24 protein-coding genes and 2 pseudogenes are annotated in these 21,593 nt (G+C 66.4%); 17 read left to right on the top strand and 9 right to left on the bottom strand.

Features of this window, described 5'->3' with window-relative positions:
• Positions 1–154 precede the first annotated feature (154 nt).
• The 5 genes and pseudogenes from QZX93_RS17140 (at position 155) to QZX93_RS17120 (ending at position 5,206) form a co-directional block, all read left to right on the top strand.
• Entirely contained in the window at positions 155–2,584 is a 2,430-nt protein-coding gene (locus QZX93_RS17140) for an ATP-binding protein (protein WP_366760597.1), read from the top strand.
• Positions 2,581–3,780, top strand: coding sequence for a PAS domain S-box protein (locus QZX93_RS17135; RefSeq protein ID WP_295392562.1), 1,200 nt, complete (start codon positions 2,581–2,583; stop codon positions 3,778–3,780). The genes QZX93_RS17140 and QZX93_RS17135 overlap by 4 nt, the downstream gene beginning before the upstream one ends.
• Positions 3,781–4,200 (top strand): annotated as a pseudogene (locus QZX93_RS27440) (response regulator); the annotation flags it as partial.
• 59 nt (positions 4,201–4,259) lie between these two features.
• A complete protein-coding gene (locus QZX93_RS17125) occupies positions 4,260–4,784 on the top strand; it encodes an Hpt domain-containing protein (RefSeq protein WP_295392561.1) in 525 nt (174 codons plus the stop codon).
• Complete coding sequence (locus QZX93_RS17120) at positions 4,781–5,206, top strand: hypothetical protein (RefSeq protein WP_295392559.1); 426 nt, start codon at positions 4,781–4,783, stop codon at positions 5,204–5,206. Before QZX93_RS17125 ends, QZX93_RS17120 begins: the two co-directional genes overlap by 4 nt.
• Positions 5,207–5,310: 104 nt before the next feature.
• Here QZX93_RS17120 and QZX93_RS17115 read toward each other — a convergent pair whose 3' ends face one another.
• Positions 5,311–5,625 (bottom strand): acylphosphatase, encoded by a 315-nt coding sequence (locus QZX93_RS17115; protein ID WP_295392556.1) that lies wholly within the window; start codon positions 5,623–5,625, stop codon positions 5,311–5,313.
• A 150-nt stretch (positions 5,626–5,775) separates the two neighbouring features.
• Here QZX93_RS17115 and wrbA point away from each other — a divergent pair, with 150 nt between their 5' ends.
• The 3 genes from wrbA to QZX93_RS17100 all read left to right on the top strand — a co-directional run bounded on the left by wrbA (position 5,776) and on the right by QZX93_RS17100 (position 8,241).
• A complete protein-coding gene (gene wrbA, locus QZX93_RS17110; RefSeq protein WP_295392554.1) occupies positions 5,776–6,387 on the top strand; it encodes an NAD(P)H:quinone oxidoreductase in 612 nt (203 codons plus the stop codon).
• Positions 6,388–6,408: 21 nt separating this feature from the next.
• Positions 6,409–7,158: a DnaA regulatory inactivator Hda gene (gene hda / locus QZX93_RS17105; protein ID WP_295392553.1), complete on the top strand. Its 750-nt coding sequence runs from the start codon at positions 6,409–6,411 to the stop codon at positions 7,156–7,158.
• Positions 7,159–7,362: 204 nt separating this feature from the next.
• Positions 7,363–8,241, top strand: a complete 879-nt coding sequence (locus tag QZX93_RS17100; RefSeq protein ID WP_295392552.1) for a fructosamine kinase family protein — start codon at positions 7,363–7,365, stop codon at positions 8,239–8,241.
• A gap of 96 nt (positions 8,242–8,337) precedes the next feature.
• Here the strand turns inward: QZX93_RS17100 and QZX93_RS17095 are convergent, their stop codons facing one another.
• The 3 genes from QZX93_RS17095 to QZX93_RS17085 all read right to left on the bottom strand — a co-directional run bounded on the left by QZX93_RS17095 (position 8,338) and on the right by QZX93_RS17085 (position 10,640).
• Positions 8,338–9,474, bottom strand: a complete 1,137-nt coding sequence (locus tag QZX93_RS17095) for an SMP-30/gluconolactonase/LRE family protein (protein WP_295392551.1) — start codon at positions 9,472–9,474, stop codon at positions 8,338–8,340.
• Positions 9,475–9,733: 259 nt separating this feature from the next.
• Positions 9,734–10,243 carry a histidine phosphatase family protein gene (locus QZX93_RS17090; protein WP_295392549.1) on the bottom strand — a complete coding sequence of 170 codons (510 nt, stop codon included), beginning with the start codon at positions 10,241–10,243 and terminating at the stop codon, positions 9,734–9,736.
• 118 nt (positions 10,244–10,361) lie between these two features.
• On the bottom strand, positions 10,362–10,640 hold the full coding sequence (locus tag QZX93_RS17085; protein WP_295392548.1) for a BPTI/Kunitz domain-containing protein: 279 nt from the start codon (positions 10,638–10,640) through the stop codon (positions 10,362–10,364).
• A 130-nt stretch (positions 10,641–10,770) separates the two neighbouring features.
• On the opposite strand from QZX93_RS17085, the gene QZX93_RS17080 reads away from it, so the two are divergent.
• Positions 10,771–11,088, top strand: a complete 318-nt coding sequence (locus tag QZX93_RS17080; protein WP_295392547.1) for a hypothetical protein — start codon at positions 10,771–10,773, stop codon at positions 11,086–11,088.
• Here QZX93_RS17080 and QZX93_RS17075 read toward each other — a convergent pair.
• The 5 genes and pseudogenes from QZX93_RS17075 to QZX93_RS17060 form a co-directional block, all read right to left on the bottom strand.
• On the bottom strand, positions 11,069–11,557 hold the full coding sequence (locus QZX93_RS17075) for a low molecular weight protein-tyrosine-phosphatase (RefSeq protein WP_295392545.1): 489 nt from the start codon (positions 11,555–11,557) through the stop codon (positions 11,069–11,071). The genes QZX93_RS17080 and QZX93_RS17075 overlap by 20 nt on opposite strands.
• Positions 11,558–11,646: 89 nt before the next feature.
• Positions 11,647–11,751, bottom strand: a pseudogene (locus QZX93_RS17070) (type II toxin-antitoxin system prevent-host-death family antitoxin); the annotation flags it as partial.
• Positions 11,752–11,872: 121 nt separating this feature from the next.
• Positions 11,873–11,968 carry an SEC-C metal-binding domain-containing protein gene (locus QZX93_RS27435; RefSeq protein ID WP_366760592.1) on the bottom strand — a complete coding sequence of 32 codons (96 nt, stop codon included), beginning with the start codon at positions 11,966–11,968 and terminating at the stop codon, positions 11,873–11,875.
• 210 nt (positions 11,969–12,178) lie between these two features.
• Positions 12,179–12,628 carry a hypothetical protein gene (locus tag QZX93_RS17065; RefSeq protein WP_295392544.1) on the bottom strand — a complete coding sequence of 150 codons (450 nt, stop codon included), beginning with the start codon at positions 12,626–12,628 and terminating at the stop codon, positions 12,179–12,181.
• Positions 12,629–12,794: 166 nt separating this feature from the next.
• Positions 12,795–14,849 (bottom strand): thioredoxin domain-containing protein, encoded by a 2,055-nt coding sequence (locus QZX93_RS17060; RefSeq protein WP_295392542.1) that lies wholly within the window; start codon positions 14,847–14,849, stop codon positions 12,795–12,797.
• Between the two features lie 312 nt (positions 14,850–15,161).
• On the opposite strand from QZX93_RS17060, the gene hoxE reads away from it, so the two are divergent.
• From hoxE to QZX93_RS17020, 8 genes are all read left to right on the top strand, one after another.
• Positions 15,162–15,662, top strand: a complete 501-nt coding sequence (gene hoxE / locus QZX93_RS17055) for a bidirectional hydrogenase complex protein HoxE (protein WP_295392541.1) — start codon at positions 15,162–15,164, stop codon at positions 15,660–15,662.
• Positions 15,659–17,272 (top strand): NADH-quinone oxidoreductase subunit NuoF, encoded by a 1,614-nt coding sequence (nuoF, locus tag QZX93_RS17050; RefSeq protein WP_295392540.1) that lies wholly within the window; start codon positions 15,659–15,661, stop codon positions 17,270–17,272. Before hoxE ends, nuoF begins: the two co-directional genes overlap by 4 nt.
• 89 nt (positions 17,273–17,361) lie before the next feature.
• Positions 17,362–17,796, top strand: a complete 435-nt coding sequence (locus tag QZX93_RS17045; RefSeq protein WP_295392539.1) for a DUF29 domain-containing protein — start codon at positions 17,362–17,364, stop codon at positions 17,794–17,796.
• A gap of 172 nt (positions 17,797–17,968) precedes the next feature.
• Entirely contained in the window at positions 17,969–18,451 is a 483-nt protein-coding gene (locus QZX93_RS17040; protein ID WP_295392536.1) for a nucleotidyl transferase AbiEii/AbiGii toxin family protein, read from the top strand.
• 29 nt (positions 18,452–18,480) lie between these two features.
• Positions 18,481–19,212 (top strand): bidirectional hydrogenase complex protein HoxU, encoded by a 732-nt coding sequence (gene hoxU, locus QZX93_RS17035; protein ID WP_295392534.1) that lies wholly within the window; start codon positions 18,481–18,483, stop codon positions 19,210–19,212.
• Complete coding sequence (locus tag QZX93_RS17030; protein WP_295392533.1) at positions 19,209–19,748, top strand: NADP oxidoreductase; 540 nt, start codon at positions 19,209–19,211, stop codon at positions 19,746–19,748. Before hoxU ends, QZX93_RS17030 begins: the two co-directional genes overlap by 4 nt.
• Positions 19,749–19,799: 51 nt before the next feature.
• The gene (locus tag QZX93_RS17025; RefSeq protein ID WP_295392530.1) at positions 19,800–20,093 is read left to right on the top strand and encodes a hypothetical protein; all 294 of its coding nucleotides are present in this window, start codon (positions 19,800–19,802) and stop codon (positions 20,091–20,093) included.
• Between the two features lie 71 nt (positions 20,094–20,164).
• Positions 20,165–21,592: a Ni/Fe hydrogenase subunit alpha gene (locus QZX93_RS17020; protein WP_295392528.1), complete on the top strand. Its 1,428-nt coding sequence runs from the start codon at positions 20,165–20,167 to the stop codon at positions 21,590–21,592.
• Position 21,593 lies beyond the last annotated feature (1 nt).

The raw sequence follows: 21,593 nt of genomic DNA, 5'->3' as shown, positions 1-21,593 counted from the left end.
TTGTTGACGCTCGCGATCGGTTACGAGGACAGGCGCAGGACGAAGCAAGGGCATCGAAAAAACCAGAGTAGATCACGAAGTTTGCATCTTACAACGCGCTCTTCAGAAACGGTATTAGGATTTTCATCCTGCGGTACTAGGGGTCTGGAACGACATCACCGCCGAGCAGGCCGCGCAGGCCAAGCTGCGCCAGCTCTCCCTGGCGGTGGAACAAAGCCCGAATCCGATCGTGATTACCGATCTCCAGGCACGCATCGAGTATGTCAACGACGCCTTCGTACGCTGCACCGGTTACACCCGCGCGCAGGCGATCGGCCAGAATCCCCGCCTGCTCAAGTCCGGCAAGACCCCCGCGGCCACCTATGCAGCGATGTGGCAGGCCCTGACCCGGGGCGAGGCCTGGACCGGCGAGTTCATCAATCGCACCCGTGACGGACGCGAGGTGTTTGAGACCGCGACCATCCTCCCGCTGCGCCAGGGCGATGGCCAGATCACCCATTATGTCGCACTCAAGGTCGACATCACCGAGCAGCGGCGGGCCAGCGAAGAATTGGAACAGTACCGCGAACACCTGGAGCAATTGGTCGCGGAGCGTACCGCCGAGCTGATGACCGCCAAGGACTTGGCGGAGGCCGCCAACCGCAGCAAGAGCGAGTTTCTCGCCAACATGAGCCATGAGATCCGTACCCCGATGAATGCCATCATCGGGCTGACTCATCTGCTCACCCGCGAGACCGCCACTCCCCGTCACCATGACCGCCTGGCCAAGATCGCCGGCGCTGCCAATCATCTACTCAACATTATCAATGACATACTCGATCTATCCAAGATCGAGGCCGGCAAGCTGGAGTTGGAACGCACGGACTTTGCGCCCGCGCGGGTGGTCGCCAATGTCTGCAATCTCATCCGCGACAAGGCTGAGGACAAGCAGATCGAGCTCGTGGTCAATCTGGGTACCCTGCCGGCCATGCTCTATGGCGATGGCCTGCACCTAGGTCAAATCCTGCTCAACTTCGCCAGTAACGCGGTCAAGTTCACCGAGCGCGGCAGTATCGCCATGGATGCCAGTGTAGTCACCGAGACGCCGGCTGGGTTGGTGGTGCGCTTCACGGTCACCGATAGCGGCATCGGGCTCACCCCGGAGCAGCAGGGGCGATTGTTCCAGCCCTTCGCGCAGGCCGATAGCTCCACCACGCGCAAATACGGCGGCACCGGGTTGGGCCTCGTCATTGCGCGTCGTCTGACTGAATTGATGGGCGGGCGCATCGGTGTCGTCAGCGAGCCGGGACACGGCAGTACCTTCTGGATCGAGGTGCCCGTGGGTCATCGCCACGACCGCACGCCCAAGCCCCTGCAGGCCGCCGAGACGGCGGGGCCGCGCGCGCTGGTGGTCGACGACTTGGCCAAGGCGCGTGAGTCGCTGGTCGCGTTCGATGCACTGCAAAATACACTCTGCGGCCGCCAACTCGCGGCGCCCCGCCTCGCCGTCGGCGAGGCCGAAGAGCGGTTGCGCCAACGCGGCGGCGGCCTGCTCCTGCTGGCCGAAGACAACCAGATCAACCAGGAGGTTGCGGTCGAACTGCTGACCAATGTCGGATTGGAGGTCGACCTTGCAGACGACGGCCAGGCGGCGCTGGCGAAGGCCGGCAGCACCGCCTACGACCTCATCCTGATGGACATTCAGATGCCGGTGATGGACGGCCTCACCGCCACCCGGCTGATTCGCGCGCTGCCCGGACATACGGCGACCCCGATCCTGGCGATGACCGCCAATGCCTTCAGCGAGGACCGCGAGCGCTGTCTCGCGGCCGGTATGAACGGCCATATCGCCAAGCCGGTGGAGCCGGAGGCGCTCTACCGCGCCTTGCTGGACTGGCTGCCGGCGGGCGGCAGTGTCCCCCTGGCGGCGCCGGCCGCCCGGCCGCCCGCCTTGCCCGCGGCACCCGACCATGCTGCCGCACAAGCACTGCGTACCCGTCTCGCCGCCATTGATGGACTCGACCTCGCCACCAGCCCATCCGCGGCACAGCGTCTGGATCTGCACGCCCGGCTCCTGCGCAAATTCGCCGACAGCGCCTTGCCGACGCAACTGCTCGATGCGCTCACCGCCGCGGACTTCGCCACCGCGCAGCGCGCCGCCCATACACTCAAAGGACTCGGCGCCACCTTCGGCGCCACCCGGGTGCGCGGTGCAGCCGCCGCCTTGGAGGCCGACTTGCGGGGCGCCAGGCCGACCGGCGCCCCGGCGGAACTCAAGCGACGCGCCACCGCTCTGGTGGCCGAGTTCCAGACCCTGGCCGCGGCCCTGCGCGCGGCACTACCCGCGCCGGCGACGCTGCCCGCGCCCGTACAGACGCTGCCCTGGGTGCAGGTCCGCACAGTGACCGCGCGGCTGGAAACCCTGCTGGCCGAAGACGACCTCGCCAGCGCGGCCCTCTTCACCGAACACCGGTCACTGCTCATCGCCGCACTCGGCGACCCAGCCCTGAGGGTCGGGGCGGCGATCGAATCGTTCGACTTCGACCAGGCGCTGGCCATACTGCGCTCGGCCATGGCCGCATTATCGGTCGGTGACGAGCAATGACGATCGCCACCCATTGGCGGGCGCTGGCAACCAGCGCACTCGGCTGCGCCCTGAGTGGCAGTGCCCTGGCCGCCGATCGGGCGCAGACCCTGTCGATCGGCTACGACCTCTTGGCGCCGATCCTGGCACTGGCGATATTGGCATTTTGGAACCGTCGGCTACGCGGACGCATCACGGAGAAGACCAGCGCGCTGGAGCACGCACTGCAACAGGCGCAGCAGGCCAGGCAGGAGAGCGAGGAGGCCCGCGATCGACTGGCCGCGACGCTCGGGGCCATCCCCGATCTCTTGTTCGAATTCGATACGGCCGGTCATTATCTCGATGTCTATTGCACCCGCGATGCACTCCTGGCGGCGCCAAGAGAGACCCTGGTCGGGCGGGCGGTGCAGGATGTGTTGCCGCCGCCAGCGGCCGACACTGTACTCAGCGCCCTGGCCGCGGCGGCGGCGACCGGCAGCGATTATGGTCGGACAATCGAGCTGTCGTTACCCGATGGCACCCATTGGTTCGAGCTCGCCGTTACCCGCAAGCAGGGTAGCCCCGGCAGCGCGCCTGAGCTCATCCTGCTGTCGCGCGATGTCAGCGAGCGTCACCAGGCAGCCATTGACTTGCGTCGCTATCGCGATCGATTGGAAGAGGAGGTCGCCCAGCGCACCGCGGCACTCGCTGCCGCCAATGAGGAGCAGCAGGCACTGTTCGATGTGGCCACCGCCGGCATCGTCCTGCTCAAGGAGCGGATCATCGTGCGCTGCAATCGCCGGATGGACGTGCTGTTCGGCTATGCCCCAGGGGAGCAGATCGGCCAGTCCACCCGCATCTGGTATCCCGACGACGAGACCTTTGCCGCCGTCGGCCGGGATGTCTACGCGCAGATCCGCGACGGCGGGACCGATCGGCGCGAGCAGGAGGTCGTGCGCAAGGATGGCAGCCGGTTCTGGGTGCGGATGACCGGCCATGCCATCGAGTCGTCCGATCTTTCCAAGGGTATGGTCGGGATCATCGAGGACATCACCGAGGGCCGGCGGCTGGAAGAGCGATTGCGCACCAGTCAGGAGCGCCTGACGCTCGCCATGGAGGCCTCGACCGATGGGCTCTGGGATTGGAACATCGAGACCGGTGAAACCTATTATACCCCGGCCTATTTTCGGATGCTGGGCTATGACCCGGCGGATTTCGCCGACCGCACGGTCAATTAGATGATGGGGGGCGCGGTCGGGGTCGAAAGCACCCCGGGGCAGGGTTCCACCTTCTGGTTCACCACGCGACTCGGTCGGGGGGCGGCCCAGACCCGGCCCTTGGTGCCGACGCCGGACCTGCAACCGATCGAGCCCGTGACTGACTCGCTGGTACGGACCCTCGAGGCGAGGGACGGCGAACCGACCCTGGCAGAGCCTGCCCCCGCACGGTCGATGACACCCCTTGCCGCCATCGCCGGGGCGCACCTCCTGCTGGTGGAGGACAACGAACTGAACCAAGAGGTGGCGATCGAATTGCTGCGCCAGGCGGGGCTCATCGTCGACCTGGCGCAGAACGGCGCGATCGCCCTGGACAAGGTCGCGGCGCAGGACTACGACTGTGTCCTGATGGACATCCAGATGCCGGCGATGGACGGGTTGGCCGCCACCCGCGCCATCCGTCGGCTCCCCGGTCGGCGGGAGCTCCCCATCATCCGCTGTTGGAAAAATTCATCGCCGGTCAGCGCGACTGCCCGGCCCAGGTGGGAAGCGCCCTGGCCGCCGACGATTGGCCCACCGCGCGGCGCCTCGCCCACACCCTCAAGGGCACCGCGGCACAGATCGGCGCCACGACCATCCGCGACCTGGCGGAGACCTTGGAGCACGCCATCGCCCGCCCGGAGCCGATCGCGCGGGTGCTGGCCTTGCAGGAGGGCCTCGACGCGCCGCTATTGGATCTGATTGAGGCGATGGCGCAGCGGCTGCACTCGGTGCCGGGCGCAGCCGCTGCGCCCGCGGAGCCGCTCGACGAGGAGCGATTAGACAAGGTCTATGACCGCCTCGCCATCGCGCTCACCGCCTGCGACTTCGCCAGCGGTCACCTGCTCGCGGAGCATGAATCCCTGCTGCGCGCCGGTCTGGGGGATGCCTACCCGGGGATCGCCGAGGCGATCGATGCGTTCGACTTCGCGACCGCACTGGAGCGGTTGCAGGCGGCCACCGGCGTCGGCAGTCGCGGCCCATGAACCCAACCGCCGCCGCCCGGGTTAAAGGTCGCATCCAGTCGCTCTGGGAGCGCATCCCGCGGACGTGGTGGGAGGTGCTATTGCTGTGGGCCGCCAGTCTTGCGCTCGGTACATTCGCCTTCTGGACCATCCGTAACCTGCCCTTCCCCGCCGTACTCGCCTGCTGGGCCACCGCGGCCGGACTCGGGCTACTCTTCGTCGGCCGCACCGAGCCCATCTTGTGGGAGGCGCCCGCGCCCGCACCTGAGCCCGAGCTGTTGCCGAACCCAATACCGCCGCCCGCAGCGACCCGGGGCTCGCCCCTGCTCGACCTGGTCCCGATCCCCGGCGGCACCTTCCGCATGGGCTCGCCGCCAGCCACACAGGCGCAGATTGCCGAGTTCGTCCGGCACTCGGGCATGGTCCAAAGCGGGGGACGATGACGACCTTCCGGCGACCCATGTCGACTGGCCGCAGTCGCTCGCCTTCTGCAATGCACTCTCCGAACGCGAGGGTTTGAACCTCTGCTACTTGACCGCCGACCTTCTCAATCCACCGAAAAACCGGACCAGGCCCGATGTTCCCGCGGCTCGCAGGTGACTGAGCTGACCCGCGCCATGGGCGGTCCGCCGCGCAGCCAGTCGCGCAGTTGCGCGACCGCGTCGGCGGGGCCGCAGGCCAGCACCTCCACGCGGCCGTCGGGCAGGTTGCGGGCATAGCCCGTCACCCCCAGGCGCAGGGCCTGCTCCCGGGTCGCGCCCCGGAAATAGACCCCCTGAACCCGCCCATCGACCAGACAGCGGCAACACACCGGCGGTGCGGCGCCCTCCACCTCAGCCGCGTCTACTCTAACAAAGGTCATTGTCTTATCTGCCTAATTTGCGTTTCTCACGGAGCGGCGCGCGTCTTGGGTTACACTGCCGAGTCTTGAGCCGACGGTCGACGCGGTCACGGGTACACGCCCCCGGAACCGGCCGCCGTGCGCCGTCCAGAACACACGTCGAGGTATTTCTTGAGCTACATCCTGGTCCTCTATTACAGCCGCCATGGGGCCACTGCCGAAATGGCCCGACAGGTCGCACGCGGCATCGAGTCGGTACACGGTGCGGAGGCGCGCCTGCGCACCGTGCCCGCCATCTCGACCGTGTGCGAGGCGGTGGAGCCCGGGGTCCCGCCCGCCGGCGCCCCCTATGTCACCCATGACGATCTGCGCCACTGCGCCGGGCTGGCCCTGGGCAGCCCAACCCGCTTCGGCAACATGGCCGCACCGATGAAATATTTCATCGACGGCACCAGCCCACTGTGGCTCAACGGCGCCCTGGCCGGCAAGCCGGCCGGGGTCTTCACCTCCACCTCCAGCCTCCACGGCGGCCAGGAGTCGACCCTACTCACCATGATGGTACCGCTGCTGCACCACGGGATGCTGCTCATGGGCCTGCCCTACAGCGAGGGCGATCTATTGCACACCAAGTCCGGCGGGACCCCTTACGGGCCCTCGCACTGCGCCGGCCCGGACAACAACCTGCCCCTGACCGAGGAGGAACGGCGGCTCGCCCAGGCGCTCGGCCGGCGGCTGGCCCGCACCGCACTGGCACTCGCACGGGGCGACACCGGGCCCGACTGACCCCCCGGTACCCGCAGTCCAGTGTCCAACCCCGCCCTGCAACTGCACCTGCCGATCGAACTGGTCAGCGAGCCGACGCTGGCCGAGTTCCTGCCGGGGCTGAACGCGGAGGCGGTGGCGGCCATCCGGGGGACGGCCCGGGGCGGCGGCGAACCCTTCATCTTTCTGTTTGGTCCGCCGGAGAGCGGTAAGTCCCATCTGTTGCAGGCCGCCTGCCTGGCGGCCACCCAGGCAGGACGCCAGGCCCATTATATCCCGCTCGGACGCCCCGGGATCGAGCCGGACATCCTGGAGTCGCTGGAGCGGCTGGACCTGGTGGCCCTGGATGACCTGGAGCGCATTGCCGGGGTGCCGACCTGGGAACGGGCAGTGTTCGATCTGTTCAACCGACTGCGCGAACGCCGCCGCGCACTGATCGCCGCGGCCGCCGCGCCCCCGGATGACCTGGCGCTCGGCTTGGCGGACCTGCGCTCGCGCCTGCACTGGGGGCCGCGTTACCGACTGCTCCCGCTCACCGAGCCGGACAGCGAGGCACTGCTGTGCGCGTCTGCCCGGCGGCGCGGGATGCCGCTCCCCCCGGAGGTCACACGCTATATCCTCACCCACCACCCGCGCAATCCGTCCGCCCTGCTGGACCTGGTGGCGCGTATCGACAGCCTGTCGCTGCGCGAACAGCGCCCGCCCACCATTCCGCTGGTGCGCCGCATCATGCGCCGTGAGGATGACGCCTGGCAGGTGGGGATACGCCCCGTCTCCCAGGCGCTACGCTAGACAGCGAGCTATCGGCTATAGGCCTTCGCCAGTTGGATGGCGGTCTCGAACATGATCATCCTGTCAAGGCCGGCTTGAACCCCTGGGGAGCGGCAGAGCACAATGCCTGTCACCTGATCCAAATTTATTCATGATCAGTTCTTATCCTGGTTTAACAATGCAGTACGAGTGTAGGTCCAGCGCCCGAGCGGGCAGGATGGTGTCATGACCGATTGGGCAGCAATCGCCGAACACATCGCCGCGGCCACCGGGCGACCCTTCACGCCCACCGCGGGCCCGCGCCCGGTGGGCGGCGGCTGTATCAGCGACGCGGTGATTTTAGCCGATCGGGAGCACAGTTATTTCGTCAAGACCAACACCGCCGCGCGCTCCGAGATGTTCGAGGCGGAGGCCGCGGGACTCCTCGAGCTCGCCGCGGCCGGCGCGCTGCGCGTCCCGGCGCCGCTGTGTTGGGGCCGGACCGATACCCGCAGCTTCCTGGTGTTGGAGCGGCTGCAACTGGGCGGACCGACCCGGGGCGCCACCGCCGGGCGCCAATTGGCCGAGCTGCATCGCCACGGGTCGCCGACCTTCGGCTGGTCGCGGGACAATTTCATCGGCGCCACCGCCCAGCCCAATACCCCGAACGCCGATTGGATCGACTTCTGGCGCGACCAGCGGCTGGGCTTCCAGCTCGAACTCGCCGCCCGCAAGGGCTATGCCCGCACCCTCCAAGACGCCGGGGAGCGCCTGCGCTCGGACCTCGACACCCTGCTGGACCATCGACCCCAGCCCGCGCTCCTGCACGGCGACCTGTGGGGCAGGAACCTGGGCTGGCTCCCGGACGGGGCGCCGGTCGTCTATGACCCGGCGGTCTATTATGGGGACCGAGAGGCCGATGTCGCCATGACCGAGCTCTTCGGCGGCTTCGGTGTCGACTTTTATGCGGCCTACCGCGAGGCCTGGCCGCTGGCTGCGGGCTACCCGGTTCGTAAGACCCTCTATAACCTATACCACATACTCAACCACTTGAATCTATTCGACTCAGGCTACCTGGGACAGGCACGCGACATGCTCGACCGGCTGTTGGCCGAGGTGCGCTGAAGTTGGCGTGAGTCATTTCCGGATCTGCGACGATCCCCCCGGCTTTGCCGGGGGACGCTGGCGGTTGCGCGTCCTGGGTCGGCGCAACCCAATGGCTTAGTGACAGCCGTGTAAAGCGTTCGGGTAGGGATCGCCCTTCTCGTCGACGAAGATCCGCAAGACTGACCAGTCGGATGGGTTGCCGAAGATGGCGTGGTTGGCGACGAGCAACGACTGGCTCGGGTCATCGAAGGCCATGGTCGCTGGACCGTCGAGCGGGATCGCACTGCCGCCGGGACCGCTAATGCGCGTGATCTCGGCCCCGCTCTCATCGAGCACCGCGATCTGGCTCGAGCCGGCGAGCGAGACATAGAGCCGGCCCGACTTGCCGAACACCAGGCTGTCCGGCGCCGCGAAGCCCGGGAAGGTCGCGAACAGCTCGATGTCCGCCGGGGCCGGGGCATCGACCAGCGGGATGCGGTAGACGTGGCCGACGGTCAAATCGTCCGGATCGAAGGTCTCGATGACATAGACGTAAGTCCGCTCCGGGTTGAGCTTGATGCCGTTGGCCCCGAAGGGGAGCGGGGCCTGGAGATTGCCCGCCAGCAGGGGGCTCTGGAACCAGGGCTCGGGCGCGCCGCCGCCGGGTGCGACACGGAAGATCGTGGCCTGGAGCGAGTCGGTGATGTAGAGATAGCCGCGCTCGTCGAAGGTCATCTCGTTGCTGATCGGCGGGAGATCGAGCGGCGTCGGCGAACAGGGCGAGGCACCGCCGGGCACACAGGCCGGCAGGTCCGGCAGGGCCGTGGCATAGCTCGATTGAGTGTACGACTGACCATGCCGCTCGATCCGCACGACACCCAGTTGAGTCGAGAGCGCGTAGACATTGCCGTTACCGTCGACCGTGATCCCGCTCAAGGCGTGCTCGTAGTCCGTGTTTTCACCTTGGATGGGGATCTCGGCGAGGCGCCGGCCGGTCGACTTCGCAATAACGGTAACCACGCTCGGGCCCTTGCCGATCGTACCGAACGTCGCCGGACCGGCAACGTAGACACGGTCGTCGACGACCGCCACCCCCTCCGGGTAGCCGCCGTTACACCCGGGCTGGCCGGCGCAGTAGCTGGCCTCTTGGGGGATGGTCGCGAGCACGCCCCCGTCGCCGAATACACGCGGCTTGGCGCCCGCCGCGAGGTCCCCAACGCAAACCGCCAGTGCAAAGCCGCAGGCCGCGGCCTGAATCAAACGCTTCGACATGTTGTTCACTCCTCAGCTCTCTGGGATGCGCTCGCGGCACCGATGCCCGGGCGCTTGGGCCTTATTCGGCAGCGAGGGGGGACGGCTCCGCCCTGCGCTACCGTCCCCTTGACGCGGCGCGCCGGGATTCGGCAAGAGACAGGAGATGCACGCTACACAGATCGGCTGTGGCCCCGATCTGCGGCCGACCGACAATGCCGCGCCAGGTGGTGCCTAGCTAAGTGGGGCGCTCCGAGACCGGAGCAAGCACTCACTTATACTAAAGATTGCGCGGACGGATGATCGAGAGGAGCCGGGCCGAACCGGGTGCCGACCCCACCCAGTCCGCCGGCATCTCCAGCCGGGCCAGGGTCGCGGTGGCGAGCAACTTGCCATCGTCCGCAAGCTCCAGCGCATCGCCGCACAGGTGTTCGAGCAGGTCCTCGAGCCCCGGATTGTGGCCGATCAGCAGGACCCGGGAGGCGCCCGGTGGACAGCGCCCGAGGACCCCGAGCAGTGCGCCGCGGGTCGCCCCATAGACCTCGGGGTCCCAGACGATCGCCCCCTTGTCGATTCCCAGTGCCTTGCACACCTTGACCGCCGTCTGGCGGGCACGTTCGGCCGGAGAGCTGACCACATGATCGGGCACCAGCCCCTCGCGCAGCAGCCAGGCGCCGATCTTGGGCGCGTCATGCTTGCCGCGCTCGGTCAGTGGGCGATCGAAATCGGTGACTGCGAGCGAATCCCAGTCGGACTTGGCGTGGCGTAATATCAGCAGTTCACGGGGCATATCGGTGGTGCTCGGTGCTGGTGGCGCTGCTCCCGACGCTCGGGCGATCGGCGCGATGTTAAGCCCTTTTTACACAGCCTTCCAACGACCGCAACCCGTTGCGGTACCCGCCCGCACCTCAGGGGGTGGCCCCGCAATAGTTCAGGCAATCCTCCAGCGTCTCGAACGGCACGCGGCCGCCGCAGCCGCTGTAACTGAATGCTTTACAACGGTTATTTCTGTAGTCATAGTAGAATTTCCGATAATGACCATGACAACTGCCCGCCGCGGGCTTGGCCACACAACTGACCGGCAGGTCCTCCGGATTGCTCACCCGCAGCGGGCCGTCCCCCCCACCACCGCACCCACCCACCGACACCAGCGCCACCAGCACCCAGCACCGCCACACAACACGCATAAGACCCCCACAGCAATATCCGACACCGATCTCACAGAACCTGGATCTTAGCCTCATCCGGGGACACGCTCACTCGGACCGCACCCTTTTTGGCGGCGCCCGCGGACCCAGTATCGCGTCGATTTCAGTCGTGTTACCTTCTGCACGGCACGCCCTGGGGCGCTGCCTGGACGCGGCGCGCACCAGCGCACTCGACCGACCAACCCGGAACCAACCGATGCTCAACGGCAAGACCCGCCGCCGATCCACCGCCCTCGCCCTGACCATGGCCCTGGTAGTCCTCCTCCTGCACCCGGGGGTCGGCGGCACCGCCTGGGCCTACGACATCAACGATACCTTCGCGATCAACGGCCTGTTGACCGGTGCCGGTCAGTGCCAAGAGATCGCCAGGGCAACTGGGTCTACGGACTGCGCGCCACCGCCGCGTTCTAACGGCCCTCGCGGATGAGATGATCCAGCAACCCGCGGGCGGCCGCCTCCACCAGGTCGAACACCTGATCGAAGCCGCGTGACCCGCCATAGTAGGGATCGGGCACCTCCCGGCACTTCAGGTCCGGCGCAAAATCCATGAAGAGCGATAGCTTAGGCTCCATCCCCGGGGGGCAGATGCGGGCCAGGCTGTGGTAGTTGTCCTGGTCCATGGCGAGTACGTAGTCGTAGCAGAGGAAATCCTCAGACGACGCCCGGCGCGCCCGCAGGTCGCTGATGTCGACGCCGCGCGCCCGCGCCGTCGCCGTCGCCCGGGCGTCCGGCGGCTCGCCGACGTGATAGGCATGAGTCCCGGCGGAGTCGATCTGGATCGCCGCCTCCTGCCCGGCCTCCCGCACCAGGTGCCGGAAAACACCGTGGGCGGTGGGGGAGCGGCAGATATTGCCCATGCAGACAAAGAGGACCTTAACCCGCGCGTTATCGTTCATAACTACTTAATCTCTTTTACCTTTCTGCTTCGCCCTAGGCACCTGTGTACGCCTGAATACACTGACATCTCGCACACAAAAATACACACAAAGGGATGACCGGCCTTGGCGATAATGAATGACTCGCCCTGGGCCGCGCGCTCGACCAGACGGGAGAGATGGGTCTTGGCTTCGTGGATGTTGACGGTGAGCATGGCGGGGTTTTCGTTGTTGACTCGCCGGATCGAGTCTACCACGAGCCCGCTGGCCGTCCGACGGTCAGAGGAACCGCGTCCAGGCCAGGCCGAGGCTACAGCCGGCTGGTCCTGTGCCCCCTCAGGCGAGCCGGCCATGGCATTCCTTGAACTTCTTGCCTGAACCGCAGGGACAGGGCTCGTTGCGACCGACCCCGACCTTATCTTCGCGGCGCACATGCCGCAGCGCCAGCCCCGGGGACTGTCGCCACCGTCTGGAATCTGGAAGTAGTGGAGATCGTCACCGACATCGAAGCCCCGAGACGCCTCACGCCGGACCTGTAAGTCGAGAGAGGGCAGCGCCTGCGGTGCCAATTCAGGCACGCCCTCGGCCACATGGACCCGGACTTTGCAGGTCGAGGCTTCAGCCGGAGGGGGCCTGAAAGACCTACCGCCCCGGCGGCGTGCCCTCGATGAGGCGCTGCATGTCTTGACGCAGTCGCAGTGAATCCAAGGCCTGACCGTTGAGCATCTCCTGCCCGAAGGTCCGGGCATCCGGACCCATCGGCGGCGGCACCGGAGACAGTGGCGACGACCATTGGGAGTCCTGGCGGCGCGACTGCTCCAGCAGATCGAGGTCGCGCCGCTGACCCTGCAAGGTTTGGCGCAACTGCATCGACTCCTGCCACTCGCGGATTTGCAGCCGCTGCGACTCCTGGGGTGTCATGGGTTCGGCCTGACGACGCGCGTCGCGCCGATCCCGCTCCAGTTGCAGCCAGCCCTGGGCGGCCGGCTGCCCGTCGGCCCGGGGTGCCGCCGGCAGGACCGCGCCAATGACGAGCGCGCCCACCAGGCAGCCGGTACGCGCGATCTGACCCAGTGCCGGACGGGGCTTCACCCTAAAGCCCGCAATTGCTCACGCCAAGGCGCCAAGCTCGCCAAGAGATACAATTGGGCGGGCGAAGTCACCGGATCACCCACCGGTTGAATCGGCCAGCGCCGATAACGCACTGAAACACCTTGGCGAGCTTGGCGTCTTAGCGTGACAACCGCTCTTTCCAGGTTCACAACTGCGCGAGTTCCTCGACCGGCGGCTCGCAGTGGGTCCCGCGGCAACGATAGGCGCGGGGACCGGTGCCCGGATGCATGCCCGCCAGCGCGCCCGGCAGGTCGGTTGCAGTATCGGGGATGGCCAGGACCAACCGGCGCGGCTGGTAGCCCTGTTGCGCGGCGGCCTGCCAGCCGTCCAGGAGGTCAGCCGGGGCACGGATGATGAGTGTCTCGGGCGGGTCCAGGTATTCGTCCAGGGCAAACAACAGGGTCCCGTGGGCCGAGGGGAGACGGCGGATGGACTCGGCCGCGAGCTTGAGGGTCCCGGCCGCCGCGTCCAGGTAGCGGGGCTCGCCCAGCAGGTGCCCCAGGCGCTGCAACGCCCAGGCGGCGATACCGTTGCCAGAGGGCATGGACTCGTCACCCAACGGCTTCGGCCGCTGGATCAGTGGTTCGTGGTCGCGGCCGGTGAACCAGAAGCCGCCCGCCACCGGGTCGTGGAACTGGTCGAGCAAGACCTCCGCCAACTCCACCGCCCAGCGCAGATCGGCCGCCGACCACCGGGTCTGGAGCAGTTCCAGCAGGGCATCCAGGAGGTTGGCATAGTCGTCCAGGTAGGCGTTCAGATGGGCTTGGCCGTCCTTGGCGGTGGCGAGCAGTCGCCCGTCCCGCCACAGGGTATGGCGGATGAAGTCCAGCGCGGCCTGCGCCGACTCCAGATAATCCGGGCGCCCCAGGACCCGGGCGGCGCGGGCCATGCCCTTGATGGCGAGCGCGTTCCAGGCGGTCAGTACCTTGTCGTCCAGGCCCGGGCGCACCCGGCCCTCGCGCTCCGCACACAAGGTGACGCGGGCGGTGGCGAGCAGGGCCTGAACCTCTGCCAGCGGCAGCCCCTGGTGCTCGGCCACCGCCGCCGGGGTGCGGAAACCGTGCAGGTGCCACTGGCCCTCGAAATTGGCCGGCCGGTCGAGTCCATAGACTGCCGCAAAGGGGCCGTACTCCTTGGGCGTCAACAGTGCGCGCACATGCTGCCGGTCCCAGACATAGAAACGGCCCTCGTGACCCTCGCTGTCGGCGTCCAGGCTCGCGTAGTAGCCGCCCGCCGGCGACTGCATCTCGCGTACCAGCCAATCGGCGGTGGCGACGGCCGCCTCACTGAACAGTGGCTCGCCGGTGGCCGCCCAGGCGTCGCAGCACAGTGCGAGCAGCGGGCCGTTGTCGTAGAGCATCTTTTCAAAGTGCGGGATCATCCACAGATCATCGACCGCATAGCGGCAGAATCCCCCGCCGAGCTGGTCGTTGATCCCGCCGCGGATCATCTGTGCGAGGGTAAAGGTCGCCATCCGCAGGGCTTGATCGTCCGACCGTCCGGCCGCCGCGGCGCCGGCCCAGCGGCGCAGCAGGAACTCAAGATTGGTGGCATGGGGAAACCTCGGCGCTCCGCCGAACCCGCCTTGCTCGCCATCGAAGTGCTCGGCCAGCAGCGCCTGGGCGGCGTCCAGCACCGCCGCTTCCGGGGCCTGCGCCGACCCCATGGGTGCCAGTTGACCCAAGGTCGCCATCAGCTCCACCCCGTGGGCGCGGATCGCCTCGCGCTGTTCGCGATAGGCCTGATCGACCCCCAACAGGAGTTGGCTGAACCCGGGCAGACCGTGGCGCGGCGCCCGCGGGAAGTAGGTCCCGGCAAAGAAGGGACAGAGCGCATCCGGCGTCAGAAAGACCGTCAACGGCCAGCCGCCGGGGCGCCCCGTGATGAGTTGATGGGCCCCCTGGTAGACCCGGTCCAAATCGGGCCGCTCCTCCCGGTCCACCTTGATGTTCACGAACAGCCGATTCATCAAGCCCGCCGTGGCCGGGTCCTCGAAGGACTCGTGGGCCATCACATGGCACCAATGACAGGCGGAGTAACCGATGGAGAGCAGGATGGGCCGATCCTGCGCGCGCGCCAGGGCCAGGGCCTCGGGGCACCAGGGCCACCAATCGACCGGATTGGCGGCATGTTGTTGAAGATAGGGGCTCAAGGTCTCAGCGAGCCGGTTGGTAGGGCCCGGTGCTTGGGGGTTGGTCATGGGCGCAGTTCGCGGCTGGTGAGGGTCCTGCGACAATGGGTGCGGTGCGGGTGGCTTTCCACGCCTGCCGCGTGCCGTGAACCTAAACCCGGAAATCGGTCACGCCAAGGCGTCAAGCTCGCCAAGAAATACAAACGGGTAACGCTGATAAAAAAAACAATGATGGACCCCGTCACATTACCGCGCTACCCTCTGCGCGGCCGGGCGAATCCCGTGCATGGCCGGCCAGGCAAGTCCCCGGCGCCGCGCGCAGAGTCGCTCCATCGCCCGACTCAACCCATCCATTTTGACGACCCTCGACGAGGAGGGGACATGACCCTGCTGCAAACCCGGCCCGCCCTGCCCAGCGACGACAAGCGCTGGAAGCTTGTCAACGCGACCATGCGCCGCACCGGCTACGCCGACCACTCGCTGATCGAGGCCCTGCACAGCGTGCAGGAGTCCTTCGGGTTTCTGGACGAGACCGCCATGCGGTTTGTCGCAGGCTCCCTCGACCTGCCCCTATCGAAGGTCTATGGGGTCGCCACCTTTTATCACCTGTTCCAGCTCAAACCCAAGGGCCGCCACGCCTGCGTGGTCTGCACCGGCACCGCCTGTTACATCAAAGGCGCCGGCGCACTCTTGGGCGCGATCGAGGAGCGCTACGGCGTCAAGCCGGGCGAGACCACGGAGGATGATGAGCTCTCGGTCCTCACCGCCCGCTGTGTCGGCGCCTGCGGTCTGGCCTCGGCCGCGGTCGTGGACGGCCAACTCATGGGCAAGCTGACCCCGGAAAAATTGATGGAACGCCTCGAGTTGGAGACCGCCAAGTGAATATCGATGACATCGACGAGTTGGCCCAGAAACATCGCGACAAGTTTGCCGGCATCGACACCGAGATCCGCGTCTGCATGGCCACGAGTTGTCAGTCCTCCGGCGCCCCGCCCGTGCTGGAGGCACTGGCCGAGGCCCACAAGGCGCACGGCCCCGGCACCTGCCGGGTCAAGTCCGTCGGCTGCATGGGACTGTGCTCTGCCGGACCCATGGTGGCCGTCGCCCAAACGGACGCACCGCCGAGCGAGGAGATTCTCTATCGCGAGGTGACGCCGGACGACGCCGCGGACCTGGTGGCGAGCGTAGGCGGCGAGCCGGTCGCGCGGATCCGTTTCCCAACCGATGCGCCCTTCTTCACCCGCCAGCAACGCATCGTACGCGAGCACACCGGCATCATCGACCCGGAGAGCTTCACCGGCTATGTGGCCGTCGGCGGCTACCGCTCGATGGTCCAGGCCCTGACCGAGATGACCCCGGGCGCGGTGGTGGCCGAGGTCACCGCCAGCGGTCTGCGCGGGCGCGGCGGCGGCGGCTATCCGACCGGGCTCAAATGGTCGACCATCGCCAAGATGCCGGCCGGGCAGAAATATGTCGTCTGCAACGCCGACGAGGGCGACCCGGGCGCCTTCATGGACCGGGCCATCCTGGAGTCCGATCCCCATCGGGTGCTCGAGGGCATGGCCATCGCCGCCTATGCCATCGGTGCGAACAAGGGGTATGTGTATCTGCGCGCCGAATATCCGCTCGCGGTGGACCGCGTCACCACCGCCATCCGCAAGGCCAAGCGCGCGGGCTTCCTGGGCAATCACATCTGCGAGACCCAGTTCAATTTCGACGTGGAGATCCGGCTCGGTGCCGGGGCCTTCGTCTGCGGTGAGGAAACCGCGCTGATGGCCTCGATCGAGGGCAATCGCGGCCAACCCCGGCCGCGCCCGCCCTTCCCAGCCGAGTCGGGGCTGTGGGGCTGCCCCACGCTCATCAACAACGTGGAGACCTTCGCCAACATCACCCCCATCATCCGCGAGGGCGGCGAGTGGTACGCGGGGATCGGCACCGAGCGCTCCAAGGGCACCAAGGTCTTCGCGCTCGCCGGCGCCATCTCCAACATCGGGCTGATCGAGGTGCCGATGGGAATCACGTTGCGCGAGATCATCGAGGAGATCGGCGGCGGCATCCCCAACGGCAAGGCCTTCAAGGCGGTCCAGACCGGCGGTCCCTCCGGCGGCTGTATCCCGGCGGAGCACCTGGACATCCCGGTGGACTACGATAGCTTGAAGACGCTCGGCACCATCATGGGCTCCGGCGGCATGATCGTCATGGACGAGACCTCGGATATGGTCGACGTGGCGCGCTATTTCATGGAGTTCTGCATGACCGAGTCCTGCGGCAAGTGCGTCCCCTGTCGGGCCGGCACCCAGCAGATGCACGGTCTCTTGGACCTCATCGCCAAGGGCCAGGGCACCCACAAGGACCTGGCACTCCTGGAGGAACTGTGTGAGGTGGTGCAGGCCACCAGCCTGTGCGGGCTGGGTCAGACGGCACCGAATCCGGTCTTGAGTACGCTGCGGTTTTTCCGCAATGAGTATGAGGAGAAACTGAAGGCGGGCTGATGACCCTTGTCGGGACATGGGTTGGCCGATCGACCAGCCCAGGGCCGCGCACCTTGGGTTGGGCAGCATAGGACCTTGCGGTGATAACGATGTCAAACCTGCAACACGATCGTGATTTCTACGCGTGGGCGACCGCCAGCGCGGCCTGTTTGCGTGCGGGGCGCTGGGCGGAGGTGGATGTGGATCAGATTGCCGAGGAACTGGACGACATGGGCAAACAGCAGAAGCATGCCCTGGCCGGACACCTCAAGATTCTGATCGTCCATCTGCTTAAATGGCGCTATCAGCCGGGCCTGCGCGGCGTCAGTTGGCGGCTGTCCATCGACAATGCCCGCGACGAGATCGCAGAATTACTGGAAGACAGCCCAAGCCTGACGAGCAAAGTACCCGAGGTCGTCGCGCGGCGTTACCCGGCGGCGCGCAGCCGCGCCAGCCTGGAGACTGGATTGCCACTGGAAACCTTCCCGATCCAGTGCCCGTTTACTGTGGATCATTTGCTCGACGCGGATTATTGGGTAGACTGAAATGGGAATCAGGTCACTCATATTATGGGACAACACATGAATCGCACTATCATCACCAAGCGCGGCCTGCATGACCCCGACGACGAAGGACTGATCCCACTCGCCCCGGCGGCGGGTCTGGACGCTGTATGGCCGATGACATGCGATGCCTGGGCCTTTATGGGAGGGTTCGATGCTGAACAGGGACTACAGAGAGATATTGCAGTGTTTGCTCGAAGAACGGGTGCAGTTCCTGCTGGTGGGGGCCTACGCCATGGCCGCTCACGGGGTTCCGCGGGCGACCGGTGACATCGACCTCTGGGTGCGGCCCAATGAGGAGAATGCGCAGCGCGTATTTCGTGCCCTGGCACGCTTCGGCGCCCCGCTTGAGGGAACGGAGCCGCGCGAATTTGCTAATCCCGGCCTGATATTTCAGATCGGCGTGATACCGCGCCGCATCGACATCCTGACCAGTATAGACGGCATGTGTTTTGATGACGCGGCCATTGACCACATTACAGTTATGATCGACGATCTCGAGATTCCGGTCCTCTCGCGCGCCGCGCTGATTGCGAACAAACGCGCCAGCGCCCGCCCGAAGGATCTGCTCGACGTTCAGATTTTGGAACCCCAGGCTCGGACCGGCACCCATGTCGACTTGCCGCCTGGAACCTGACCAAGACACCCGACGAAAACGGAGCCCCCATGCCCCCACCCGCAACAGCACCCAGTGTCCGCGTCGTTACGCTGAACATCGACGGGAAGGACTACTCCGCCCGCGCGGATGAGACCATCATCGAGGTCTGCCGGGAGAACAAGATCCCGATCCCGAGCCTGTGCTATATGGACGGTCTGAGCGTCTGGGCCGGCTGCCGCCTGTGCCTGGTGGAGATGGCCGGTCAGACCCGCCTGTACGCCGCCTGCTCCACCATGGTGACCGAAGGGATGCAGGTCGCGACCGATACCGAGCGCCTACGCCGCTATCGCCGCACCATTGTGGAGTTGCTCTTTGCCGAGCGCAGTCACGTCTGCTCGGTGTGCGTCTCCAACGGGCATTGTGAATTGCAGTTCATGGCGCAGAAGTGCGGGGTGGACCATGTGAGCGTCCCCTACCGCCAGGTGCGCAATCAGGTCGACAGTTCACACGAGATGTTCCGTCTCGACCACAACCGCTGCATCCTCTGCACCCGGTGCGTGCGGGTCTGTGACGAGATCGAGGGCGCCCATACCTGGGACGTCATGGGTCGCGGCAGCGACTGCCAGGTCATCACCGACCTGGCCCGCCCCTGGGGCGAGAGCGACACCTGTACCGGCTGCGGCAAGTGCGTGCAGGTCTGCCCCACCGGCGCCCTGGTCAAACAGGGCACCTCAGCCGGTGAGATGGTCAAAGACCAACACTTCCTGCCCATTCTCGCCCGCCGGAGGCACGCCCAATGAGCGAAAAAAAGATCACGGTCGCCACCGCCTGGCTGGACGGCTGCTCCGGCTGCCACATGTCATTCCTGGACATGGACGAGCGGCTCGTCGACCTGGCCCAGAAGCTGGATATCGTCTACAGCCCGCTAGTCGACACCAAGGTGTTGCCCGAGCAGGTCGACGTGGGCATCCTGGAAGGCTCCATCAGCAACGACGCCGACCTGCATCACGCCCAGGAATTCCGCAAACACTGCAAGCTCCTGATCAGCCTGGGTGACTGCGCAGTCACCGGCAATGTCCCGGCCATGCGTAACCCGTTCAAGCTCGAGGCCGTCCTGGACCGGGCCTTCCGGGAGACCGTCGACCTCCAGCCCCAGATCCCGACGGTGGGCCTGCCCACCCTGTTCCGCCAGGTACGCCCCATTCATGGGTGCGTGGAGGTGGACGTCTATGTCCCGGGCTGCCCGCCCCACGCCGACGCCATCTTCTATGTGCTGAACGAATTGATCGAGGGGCGCACACCGGACCCAAACCTGGTGACCCGTTTCGGGGCCTGATCGCCACGCGGCCGCCTATCCGTCCAATCACCTAGCCCCGGGAATCGCCCAATGACCGACCAAACCGCCCAAACCGACATGGGTGTCATCGTCGCCTTGCTGGAGCGTATGCGCACCCAGCGCCTCCCCCGCCTACTCGACCTCAAGGCGAAGGTGGACGCGGGCGGCGCACTGGATAGCTTCGACATCGACTTTCTCCATGAGGTCTTCACCAACGCCCGGGAACTCCAGCCGCTGTGGGACCGCCACCCTGAATTTAACCAAATCGCCACCCAATTGATCTCGCTCTACCATGACATCACCGAGCGAGCACTGGCCAACGAGTCCGGCGACACGCCGACCTGATCCGCTCGAACGCGCCCCGCGCCGCATTGGCCGGGCCGTTCCACTGACCTATTTATAAGGGGACTGCACCCATGAGCCGCACCGTCACCATCGAACCGGTTACCCGCATCGAGGGGCATGCCCGTATCACCCTGCAACTCGGCGACCAGGGCGAGGTGCAGGACGCCCGCTTCCATCTCACCCAGTTTCGCGGCTTCGAGAAGTTCTGCGAGGGCCGGCCCTACCGCGAGATGCCGGCGCTGACCGCCCGCACCTGCGGCATCTGCCCGGTGAGCCATGTGCTGGCCTCCAACAAGGCGTGCGACCACCTGCTCTCGGTCACGATTCCGCCGACGGCTGAAAAGCTGCGGCGCATCATCAACCTGGCCCAGATCACCCAGTCGCACGCGCTGTCCTTCTTCCACCTGTCCTCCCCGGACCTGCTGTTGGGTTGGGACTCGGATCCGGCCAACCGCAACATCTTCGGAGTCATGCGCCAGGACCCGGCACTCGCCCGCGACGGGATCAGGCTGCGCCAGATCGGCCAGACCATCATCGAGACCCTGGGCGGCAAGAAGATCCACCCGACCTGGGTGGTGCCGGGCGGCGTCGCCGAGGCCCTGACCCCGGAGAAGCGCGAGGCGATGCTCAAGATGCTCCCCGAGGGGCTGGAGATCGCCAAGCGCACCTATGCCTTCTTCAAGACACTAGTACCCAAATTCAAGGACGAGGCGAGCCATTTTGGCACCCAGGACACCCTGTTCCTGAGCCTGGTCTCACCCGAAGGCAACCTGGAGCACTACGACGGTTTCCTGCGCGTCAAGGACGCCCGCGGCCATATCATCGAGGACATGGTGCCCACCTGGGACTACGGGCGGCTGGTGGGCGAGGCGGTGGAGGACTTCAGCTATATGAAGTTCCCCTACTACAAGCCGATGGGCTACCCGCAAGGCGTCTATCGTGTCGGCCCACTGGCGCGGCTCAACAACGCCAATAGCTGCGGCACCCCCTATGCCGACGTAGCGCTCGCCGAGTTCCACATGCTCCAGGAGTCCGGCCCCATCGCCAGCAGCTTCCACTATCACTATGCGCGGCTGGTGGAGATCATCTATGCCATCGAGATGATGGAGCGGCTATTGAAGGACCCCGAAATCATGGACACCCGGGTCCGCGCCCGCGCCCGCAGCAACCGCGACGAGGGGATCGGTGTATCCGAGGCACCGCGCGGTCTGCTGATGCACCACTACAAGATCGACGACGACGGGCTGATCAATTGGGTGAACCTCATCATCGCCACCGGCCACAACAATCTGGCCATGAACATGGCCATCCGCCAGGTCGCCGATGCCTATGTCGACGGCAACAACCTACAGGAAGGCATGTTGAACCGGGTCGAGGCGGTGATCCGTTGCTACGATCCCTGCCTGTCGTGCGCCTCCCACGCCTTCGGTGAGATGCCGCTGGTGATCGAACTCAAGGACGCCGCCGGCCAGGTGGTGGATCGACTGAGCCGCGGCTGAT

Origin of the sequence: uncultured Thiodictyon sp., from assembly GCF_903946935.1 — a bacterium.
In the GTDB taxonomy this organism is placed as follows: domain Bacteria; phylum Pseudomonadota; class Gammaproteobacteria; order Chromatiales; family Chromatiaceae; genus Thiodictyon.
This window is presented reverse-complemented; position numbering and strand designations above follow the sequence as displayed.

Excerpts from the sequence above, each read along its gene's own strand:
- QZX93_RS17135 (WP_295392562.1), top strand. The coding sequence starts at position 2,581 with ATGACGATCGCCACCCATTGGCGGGCGCTGGCAACCAGCGCACTCGGC.
- QZX93_RS17120 (WP_295392559.1), top strand. The coding sequence starts at position 4,781 with ATGAACCCAACCGCCGCCGCCCGGGTTAAAGGTCGCATCCAGTCGCTC.
- QZX93_RS17115 (WP_295392556.1), bottom strand. The coding sequence starts at position 5,625 with ATGACCTTTGTTAGAGTAGACGCGGCTGAGGTGGAGGGCGCCGCACCG.
- QZX93_RS17100 (WP_295392552.1), top strand. The coding sequence starts at position 7,363 with ATGACCGATTGGGCAGCAATCGCCGAACACATCGCCGCGGCCACCGGG.
- QZX93_RS17095 (WP_295392551.1), bottom strand. The coding sequence starts at position 9,474 with ATGTCGAAGCGTTTGATTCAGGCCGCGGCCTGCGGCTTTGCACTGGCG.
- QZX93_RS17090 (WP_295392549.1), bottom strand. The coding sequence starts at position 10,243 with ATGCCCCGTGAACTGCTGATATTACGCCACGCCAAGTCCGACTGGGAT.
- QZX93_RS17085 (WP_295392548.1), bottom strand. The coding sequence starts at position 10,640 with ATGCGTGTTGTGTGGCGGTGCTGGGTGCTGGTGGCGCTGGTGTCGGTG.
- QZX93_RS17075 (WP_295392545.1), bottom strand. The coding sequence starts at position 11,557 with ATGAACGATAACGCGCGGGTTAAGGTCCTCTTTGTCTGCATGGGCAAT.
- QZX93_RS17060 (WP_295392542.1), bottom strand. The coding sequence starts at position 14,849 with ATGACCAACCCCCAAGCACCGGGCCCTACCAACCGGCTCGCTGAGACC.
- hoxE (WP_295392541.1), top strand. The coding sequence starts at position 15,162 with ATGACCCTGCTGCAAACCCGGCCCGCCCTGCCCAGCGACGACAAGCGC.
- QZX93_RS17045 (WP_295392539.1), top strand. The coding sequence starts at position 17,362 with ATGTCAAACCTGCAACACGATCGTGATTTCTACGCGTGGGCGACCGCC.
- QZX93_RS17040 (WP_295392536.1), top strand. The coding sequence starts at position 17,969 with ATGCTGAACAGGGACTACAGAGAGATATTGCAGTGTTTGCTCGAAGAA.
- hoxU (WP_295392534.1), top strand. The coding sequence starts at position 18,481 with ATGCCCCCACCCGCAACAGCACCCAGTGTCCGCGTCGTTACGCTGAAC.
- QZX93_RS17030 (WP_295392533.1), top strand. The coding sequence starts at position 19,209 with ATGAGCGAAAAAAAGATCACGGTCGCCACCGCCTGGCTGGACGGCTGC.
- QZX93_RS17025 (WP_295392530.1), top strand. The coding sequence starts at position 19,800 with ATGACCGACCAAACCGCCCAAACCGACATGGGTGTCATCGTCGCCTTG.
- QZX93_RS17020 (WP_295392528.1), top strand. The coding sequence starts at position 20,165 with ATGAGCCGCACCGTCACCATCGAACCGGTTACCCGCATCGAGGGGCAT.